The organism is Ferrimicrobium sp. (assembly GCF_027364955.1).
In the GTDB taxonomy this organism is placed as follows: Bacteria; Actinomycetota; Acidimicrobiia; order Acidimicrobiales; family Acidimicrobiaceae; genus Ferrimicrobium.
On sequence record NZ_DAHXOI010000046.1, the window covers coordinates 1 to 7,586 of the forward strand.

The 7,586-nt window shown below is 55.6% G+C and carries 9 protein-coding genes and 1 pseudogene; 4 read left to right on the forward strand and 6 right to left on the reverse strand.

What is annotated here, in order from left to right; translation table 11 throughout:
- A pseudogene (locus M7Q83_RS13435) lies at positions 1 to 257 on the reverse strand (IS21 family transposase); the annotation flags it as partial.
- 522 nt (positions 258 to 779) lie between these two features.
- On the opposite strand from M7Q83_RS13435, the gene M7Q83_RS13440 reads away from it, so the two are divergent.
- Positions 780 to 1,559 (forward strand): DDE-type integrase/transposase/recombinase, encoded by a 780-nt coding sequence (locus M7Q83_RS13440; RefSeq protein WP_298339902.1) that lies wholly within the window; start codon positions 780 to 782, stop codon positions 1,557 to 1,559.
- A gap of 43 nt (positions 1,560 to 1,602) precedes the next feature.
- On the opposite strand, the gene M7Q83_RS13445 is transcribed toward M7Q83_RS13440, so the two are convergent.
- The 4 genes from M7Q83_RS13445 to M7Q83_RS14395 form a co-directional block, all read right to left on the reverse strand.
- Positions 1,603 to 3,738 (reverse strand): recombinase family protein, encoded by a 2,136-nt coding sequence (locus tag M7Q83_RS13445; RefSeq protein WP_298339905.1) that lies wholly within the window; start codon positions 3,736 to 3,738, stop codon positions 1,603 to 1,605.
- On the reverse strand, positions 3,735 to 4,010 hold the full coding sequence (locus M7Q83_RS13450; protein ID WP_298339908.1) for a hypothetical protein: 276 nt from the start codon (positions 4,008 to 4,010) through the stop codon (positions 3,735 to 3,737). The genes M7Q83_RS13445 and M7Q83_RS13450 overlap by 4 nt, the downstream gene beginning before the upstream one ends.
- Positions 4,007 to 4,483: a helix-turn-helix domain-containing protein gene (locus M7Q83_RS13455; RefSeq protein ID WP_298339911.1), complete on the reverse strand. Its 477-nt coding sequence runs from the start codon at positions 4,481 to 4,483 to the stop codon at positions 4,007 to 4,009. Before M7Q83_RS13455 ends, M7Q83_RS13450 begins: the two co-directional genes overlap by 4 nt.
- 135 nt (positions 4,484 to 4,618) lie before the next feature.
- Complete coding sequence (locus M7Q83_RS14395; protein WP_366526425.1) at positions 4,619 to 4,891, reverse strand: DUF5372 family protein; 273 nt, start codon at positions 4,889 to 4,891, stop codon at positions 4,619 to 4,621.
- Positions 4,892 to 4,965: 74 nt separating this feature from the next.
- On the opposite strand from M7Q83_RS14395, the gene M7Q83_RS13460 reads away from it, so the two are divergent.
- Genes M7Q83_RS13460 through istB form a run of 3 tightly spaced genes read left to right on the forward strand, consistent with a single transcriptional unit; the run spans position 4,966 to position 6,516 of the window.
- Entirely contained in the window at positions 4,966 to 5,244 is a 279-nt protein-coding gene (locus tag M7Q83_RS13460) for a hypothetical protein (protein ID WP_298339914.1), read from the forward strand.
- 43 nt (positions 5,245 to 5,287) lie between these two features.
- Positions 5,288 to 5,764, forward strand: a complete 477-nt coding sequence (locus tag M7Q83_RS13465; RefSeq protein ID WP_298339917.1) for a hypothetical protein — start codon at positions 5,288 to 5,290, stop codon at positions 5,762 to 5,764.
- Positions 5,758 to 6,516 carry an IS21-like element helper ATPase IstB gene (istB, locus tag M7Q83_RS13470; RefSeq protein WP_298339919.1) on the forward strand — a complete coding sequence of 253 codons (759 nt, stop codon included), beginning with the start codon at positions 5,758 to 5,760 and terminating at the stop codon, positions 6,514 to 6,516. The genes M7Q83_RS13465 and istB overlap by 7 nt, the downstream gene beginning before the upstream one ends.
- 487 nt (positions 6,517 to 7,003) lie before the next feature.
- Here istB and M7Q83_RS13475 read toward each other — a convergent pair whose 3' ends face one another.
- Positions 7,004 to 7,465 (reverse strand): hypothetical protein, encoded by a 462-nt coding sequence (locus M7Q83_RS13475; RefSeq protein ID WP_298339920.1) that lies wholly within the window; start codon positions 7,463 to 7,465, stop codon positions 7,004 to 7,006.
- Positions 7,466 to 7,586 lie beyond the last annotated feature (121 nt).

A 7,586-nucleotide genomic window follows, 5' to 3' on the forward strand; every position in this document is an offset into this window, starting at 1 on the left:
TCCTCAACCCGCACGTGATAGTTCATCTGGACCTTGAACCGCTTCCACTCCCCGTACTCATAGGCACTCACGGGTAGCGGATGCATCGCTGGCTTGTCGAGTGCTTCGAATACGCTCCTTCTTGTCCCCTCCCTTGCTTGGAACTCTCTCGAGTTCAGCTCCTCTAAGAGCTCATAGATTGCCTGATTGAGCTCATAGAGGGAGAAGAACTTCTCGTGACGGAGCCTGGCGAGGATCTGGCTTACCTGAAATCTCACTACTTCTCGCTGTCAGGGAGTTTATGTATATAATCTCTTTGAAACCTGACGCGGCGCCAGGAGGTATCCCAGGTGCTGGGCCATCGGAGGAGGAAGTGTCTGCTTACTTACCCCGGGCACCAAACTAGGCATTACTTTGCCAGTGGCCACAGGACTCGGCCTCATCAACGGCCGAAATCTCAGTCCAGCATGACTGAATTCTTTCCCTGGCTCTGAGGGTGCTGCGGGTTGATCCAACTGCTCATGTCTGGTACTCTTTGTTGTCAAAGTGACTTTTCTTATATCTCTGGACCAACGATTCGTGCATCTTTGGACCAGGAGTTCGCCAAACTCTGGACCAACGATTCGCGTCACTCTGGACCAACGATTCGTGCATCTTTGGACCAGGAGTTCGCCAAACTCTGGACCAGGAGTTCGCGTAACTCTGGACCAGCGAGGGGAAGCTGCCGAAACTCTAGGACATCGTTTCCTAGAGGGAGGTAAACAGAGATGAAAAACAAGACAAGAAAAGGAAGTTGGACATTGCAACCAGATCAGATCCGAAAAGTTATTGGCTACCTCGATCGACACCCAGATGCCTCAGCCCGCACCGTCGAGGCCGCCACTGGAGTATCGCATCAGTCAGTCACCAGACTACGCAAGAAGTTAGCCGAGGTCACCATCACCGAGGAGGAGTTGTCAAAGGACTCGAGCCTCTTGGCGGTTCTCTATCCGACGAGGGCCGGAAGAACCAGCACGAAGGTAGCCCCCGACTACGAGACACTCGCTAAGGAGTTGAGGGATACCCCGCATCTCACCCGAGAGCTCCTATGGGAGGAGTACTGCCAGATCAATGGTGAGAATTCGTACTCATATTCTGAGTTCTGTCGAAAGCTTGCTCGAGTAATGGACCAAGGAGAGCTCACCATGTTGTTGGTCCATGAGTTGGGCAGCGCTCTCATGGTCGACTATGCGGGTGACACTGTTCCCATCTGGGACCGAGCCACTGGCCAGATCGCTTTCTACGCCCAGGTCTTTGTCGCCGCCCTGGCCTACTCGGGCTATACCTTCGCGGGAGTCTATGAGTCCCAGCGCATCGATGACTTCCTCTTTGCCATCATGGATGCTTTGGAGTTCTTCGGTGGGCTTCCCGTCAAGATCATCCCCGATAATCTCCGGAGTGCGGTTACCAAGCACACCCGTGACGAGCTCATCTACAACGCAACCTTTACCGAGTTCTGCACCCATTATGCAATCGAGCCCGCGGCTACTCGCCCCTATCGGCCAAAGGATAAAGCTTGGACAACTGACTACACCTCCTGATAGATCGGTAAGGAACCCGTAATGGAACAGCTCATAAGTTCGGTTATCTCTTGCCTCTGCTGGGTCGGACCCATCCAGATTCTCTCCGCCTAGCAGCGTAGTCACTCGTCCGACAGGTGGCACTGCAGTACCTGCGTCGTTGACCTCGCGTGCGCTCTGGAGTGGGTTTTTGACACCGTGCACAAGGGATCGTTGGTTCCTCAGGTGGTAAGGGTGCATAGAGCCGTTGGTGGCCGTTATAGACCACCGAGACAAGCCAACCGCGTCTTGCACGCTTGTTCACGGTACTTGGATGTACGCCAAGGGCTTTCGCCATCTCATCAAGGGTCAGCATCCCTTTGTTGCGGAGACGGTGAAAGCGAGATTCGAGTCCATAGGCGATGCGGATCTTGGCGATGATAAAGACAGTGAACTGGGCCCCAACGGGTGGCTGATAGCCGCGGGCATTGAGTGCGCTAGCGATCTCTGCGTCAGTGTTGTCCTCCATGAGTCTGTCAACCTCACTCACGATAGCTGGATCGAGCTTGGCGAGTTCGGCCACGGACTTAGGGCGGGCAATAGTGAGGCTCTTGGTCCCGCCACCACGAAAGCGGACATTGAGGCTGACCTCATCCTCCTTTAGGAGGGTCACATCCTCAATGAGGAGTCGTACCATGCGTTTGCGCAGCTGTTTAGGGGTCTCTGGGTCATTGAAGAGTCGGGGAAAGTCGGTGGCTAATCCAAGGATGCGCCCCCGCTTTGCCTCATCGAAGACTACATCGGCCTCCCGCTGACGCTCGTAGTCATCTTGGGCCTGTACAAGGGCATTGAGCTTTGCATTCCACTCGGCCTCCAAGGTAGCAGCGACAAGACGGTTCCCTGGATCGACATGGAGATAACGACGCTGTGCAAGTTCGGCCTCATAACGGGCACGCTCTACCTGTTGGTGACGCACACGGTCAGTGTCGGCCGCCTGACTTGCGAGTTCGTCCTGCACCTGAAGAGTGACCGCCAGCGCGAGCGGAGTCACCGAGGCCACCAGTAGTTCCCCAATACTGCGATCGATCTCAGCACCGTTGATGGATTGACAGATTGGCTCTGCATCTTCGATGCCCTTGCGCTGACAGCGATACGAGGGTACCAATTCACCGTGTCGAGTGTGGTAGCTGACCGTCATTCTCATACCACAGCGTCCACAGATAACGAGTCCCTGAAGGAGAGCTGGTCCTTCCCTGGGTGGGCCAGCCTTACGATCTAGCCCGTAGGCGGCTGCGTTGGCTTTGAGCTTGGCGATGTTTGCCTCGTACTCGGCCCAGGTGATGTAGCCAGGGTGTTGGTCAAGAATGAGGGTCTGCCACTGGTCTCTTGGTAGAGATCGTTGTCTGGACTTTAGGTCAGGGAGCGTCTTTGTCATCTTGGTGCGCCCATAGACATAAGCACCCGTATAGCAGGGGTTCTTCAGGATCTGTAGGGCCCGATGGTGCACCAGTGATCCCCAGGCAAGCTCACCGGTGGAGAGTCGACGAGGGAAGAGGAGACCTCGCTGATGAAAGCTGCGTACCGTTGCCGTTGCGGATCCCGTCCTTACAAAGGTCGCGAAGAACTCCCGAACGGCCTCCTGGATCGAGAGGTCCGGGTCAAGAACTACCCTATCAGTAGCGTCATAGACGAGACCGATTGGTAGATGAAGTTTGAGTTCACCGCGACGCGCCTTTGCCTGTTGGCCGCCGATCAATCGAGACCGGATGACATGGAGTTCAGCCTCTGACATGGTTCCCTTCATGCCAAGGACCAATCGGTCGTTAAAGTGAGCGGGGTCATAGAGGCCGTCCTCGTCAAGGATCAGCGTATCGCTAAGAGCACAGATCTCCAAGAGGCGGTGCCAATCTGAGGAGCTACGGGCAAGACGAGACACCTCGAGTCCGATGACGACTCCGACCTCGCCCATGCCAACGGCTGCGACCATGCGTTGAAAGCCAACGCGATCCGAGTCGGCCCCTGAGCGTCCAAGATCGGAGTCGATGACCACGACCTGGTCTGGTTGCCATCCCATCTGGATCGCTCGTTCACGCAAGGCATACTGACGCTTGGTTGACTCGGTGTTCTCCATCACCTGGCGTAGTGTTGACTGACGGACATAGAGGTAGGCAGCTCGAGAGAGATGCGATGTGGTGATCTTTGATGTAGCCTCGAGGTTCATGAGGCCTCCAGGTGACGGGTGTTTGCAAGAGCCATCGCAGCTAGCACGTGTACGAGCTCAAGGTTGTCTCCCACCTCATGGTCGCGGTTGGTCACTGACCCAAGTGAGTGGGGTTCCAACCCAGATGCGGGTAGCGTCCGCATCCAGGTGTCAAGACCCTGGTGAAGAAACAGATTGAGACCAAGTGGTGCCCCAGAGGACGCTACCTTGGTCACCTTTGCGCGCAAGCACTCATAGGCAGATGAGAACTCATCTTGGGGTCGAGTACTCATAGGGTCGGCTCCTGGTGGTCTTTTGGGTAGCGCGCAAGCGCTCGTTCAACACTTCGCGGGTGTACCTGAAGGCCGAGTTCGTCCCTAGCAAGTTGAGCGAGGTCCGCTGATGAGAGCGATGGATTGGCCTCCTTGGCCAAGATGAGTCCTTCGATGACCTCCTCGGAGAGCTTATGGGCGCGCTTGGGCCCTGGTTTCTTGGGCAAGAGTCCAGGGATCCCTCCCTCCTCGTAGGCACTCCGAGCCTCGTAGAATGAGGGCCTTGAGAAGCCAAAGGTGCTCGCTGCTTCGCTAACGGTAGCTCCCTCGTGTGTGACCTTCCTTAACATCTCGTACTTCACCTGAAGAAGATCCCGAGCATCAAAGAACTCTGAAGCAACGAACTCAGGTGCACGAACCGACTCGGGTCTTGGGTTCAACACCCGTGCTCTGCGTAGGGACTCCTCCTTGGGGTCTTGGTTCTCCTCTGTCATGATACCTCCTTCTGAAGGGTAGTACTGTAATGTCTATTATGCCGCACTATTTGGTAAAAGTCAAGAATACCTGGTAGTAATGCAGTTCCCAAGCACTCTAAATGACCATCTATGACCCGAATGGTGAAATCCCCTTTACACATTCGGCGTATTCGTCCTTACACTCTGATGTTCTAGGACCTCCAAGAGATCAGCGAGTTCAAGCAGATCCTTGGGTCTAAACAGTGATCGCTGCGCAGAACAGGTGACAAAGGCATCTGGGTCTTCAACATCGGTCCAACCAGCAGGAACTGACTGGGTGCGCAGGTCACCTGGTAGGCGAAAGAACACTCGGTACTCACCCCAGGTGTGAGCAAAGCCGACTAACTCATACTCCTGACCACACCTGGGGTGGAATGGGTGGGTAATACGGAATCGTTGCGGATCGCTGCTCCCTCGAGCAGTTGATAGTCGACGATAAGGCCGCGGTTGAAGGAGGAGTCTTGATCGTTGAACGCCAGATCCTCGCCAGGCTCCGTCACACTAAGTTCTTCTCCCTCTATGAGCTCAACCAGGCAATCTATGAGCTCTTAGAGGAGCTGAATTCGAGAGAGTTCCAGGTGAGAGAGGGGACAAGAAGGAGCGTATTCGAGGCACTCGACAAGCCAGCGATGCATCCTCTACCCGTGAGTGCCTATGAGTACGGGGAGTGGAAGCGGTTCAAGGTCCAGATGAACTATCACGTGCGGGTTGAGGACGGCTACTACTTAAGTTCCCTATGACCTGGTCGGACAGACCCTTGACGTGCGGGTCACGAGGAGCACCGTGGAGATCTTCGCAGCCGGGGTACGCATAGTGAGTCACCGGCGGTGTGAGAGGAAAGGCCAGTACCAGACGGTTTTCGAGCACATGCCCTCGAGTCACCAAGCCCAGGCATCATGGACTCCGGCAAGGATCCTTGCCTGGGCTGAGACGATCGGACCAAGTACCCAGGTGGTCTGTGAGAGCATTATGGCACAGCGTCACTACCCAGAACAGGGCTTTAACCAGTGCAGAGGCATCTTCAACCTGGCATCGAAGATCTATGACAAAGACAGAGTCGAGGCGGCGTGCGCAAGAGCAATCGCGATCCATAGCCCCCTGTACAAGAGCGTGGTGTCAATCCTCAAGAACGGACTCGATGCCCACGAACTTAACCCACCAGCTTCTCCGCCACCGATTGAGCATGCAAACATCAGAGGGGCCGAGTACTACCAGGAGCTCTTGAGCGGAGCTAGCAACAAGGAGAACGCAGCATGTTGAACAACCAGACCATGACAACCCTGACAGACCTTGGGTTACGGGGGATGGCAGACGCACTTCGTGAACAGCTCGATAGTGTCGGCTACCTCGAGCTCAGCTTTGAGGAGCGCTTTGGGATGTTAGTAGACCGAGAGGCGATGGACCGGGAGGCTAAGAGGCTCACCACCCGCCTGAGAGCTGCCAAGCTCAGGCATCAAGCGAGTCTTGAGGACCTCGACTTTCGCACTCCGAGAGGACTTGACCGTTCTACCATCATGAGCTTTAGCTCATCCCACTGGGTCGATGCACACCAGAACATTCTGGTCACCGGTCCAACCGGGGTAGGTAAGAGTTACCTTGCGTGTGCACTGGCCTTTGCTGGGATTCGATCGGGTCATAGTGCAGCGTACCGGAGGGCACCGGCACTCCTTAGCGATCTCGCTCTTGCGAGAGGTGACGGGAGATACCTCAGGGTACTCGGGACTCTTTCACGTGCTGAGATTCTCGTCATCGACGACTTCGGTCTCTCAGTGTTGAAGGGGAACGAAGCCTCGGATCTACTCGAAGTTCTAGAGGATCGATCGGAGCGCAAGTCAACCATCGTCACCTCACAACTGCCGGTCGATTCATGGCACGAGGCGCTTGGGGACCCGACAATCTCTGATGCGGTACTCGATCGTCTCTTGTGCAACGCGCACATCCTCTCGATGACCGGAGCATCCATGAGAACGAAGAAATCCAAGGTGGCCAAGTCCGCGGACGAGGCTCCATGACATCATCAAAACAACCGAGAAGGAGGCGACCTTTGACCGATTAGCGATACACTACAACCAGTCCCTCTCGCACCCTCCTAGGGGGTGGCAGATTTCAGCGATAACAGGTGGCAAGTTTCAGCGAGAATGGGTGGCAAAGTTAGCGAGAATACACAAACAGTCCTCCGAAGAACGGAACCAGCTCAGAGCTGAGAGGAACTGACTCCTTGGGTCGTAAACCTCCCAACCACAATGCAAGCCAGGCTCGTAGCAGCTCAGCATCAGCTGGGTTCTTCCCCAACAAGTCACAACCGAAGCAGAACAAGCGAGCCAGCTCCTCCACTGACAACTGTTGATCATTCGCTTCGACTAGTAGCGGACCTGATGCCCAGTGCCTAGGGAGCTCGGGCAACCTGGCTTCCGCCAGAAATCCACCCCTTACAGAGAGTGGAGTTTCGCACTATTGAACCAGTCTTGCGGTGTACCTGCGGGCTTGGAAGTCCCTGATCTACGATGCAGTGGCTAGAACATCAAGCAAGCCGTCCAGGATTTTCGGGTTGAGTGGGTTCAAAGCCGACATTGGTGTAATTCGCTGCAACCACAGGGACCGTCGAAGCATAGCGAGTGCATCGAGAAAGCTCGGCGTAGCCTTCTTCGGATGCCAGGGCCGAGGGATCCAGGTTGTGTTCGTGCCAAATGTCGGGATGTACCAGGTCCAGATCGCTGCATAGAGCCACAGCGATAACGACGCGGCTCGTTCTGGTCCCTCACGTTTCCAGCACTGGGGGTCCTCTGCCCCAAGGCACTGCTTCACCTCGCGGTTCACGCACTCGATTGACCAGCGCCCGGCGTAGTTCGAAGCCACCTCGCCGGGGTTAGCGTCTAGGTCGGTGGTGAAGAAGAAGTCGTCATGCATGACCCCCTCGGAGTCGCGCACGATCACGAGGAGCACGAGGTTGACCTTGTCCACTGTGTACCACAGCACTGGACGGCACCAAACCAGCAGTTCCTTAGCCTAGAACCACCGACCGACTCTGGGAATTAGTTCCCCAAAACTGAAGAAAGTGCCCTCTGAGCTGGTAGAATAGGTG

Excerpts from the sequence above, each read along its gene's own strand:
- M7Q83_RS13455 (WP_298339911.1), bottom strand. The coding sequence starts at position 4,483 with ATGACAGAGGAGAACCAAGACCCCAAGGAGGAGTCCCTACGCAGAGCA.
- M7Q83_RS13450 (WP_298339908.1), bottom strand. The coding sequence starts at position 4,010 with ATGAGTACTCGACCCCAAGATGAGTTCTCATCTGCCTATGAGTGCTTG.
- istB (WP_298339919.1), top strand. The coding sequence starts at position 5,758 with ATGTTGAACAACCAGACCATGACAACCCTGACAGACCTTGGGTTACGG.
- M7Q83_RS13445 (WP_298339905.1), bottom strand. The coding sequence starts at position 3,738 with ATGAACCTCGAGGCTACATCAAAGATCACCACATCGCATCTCTCTCGA.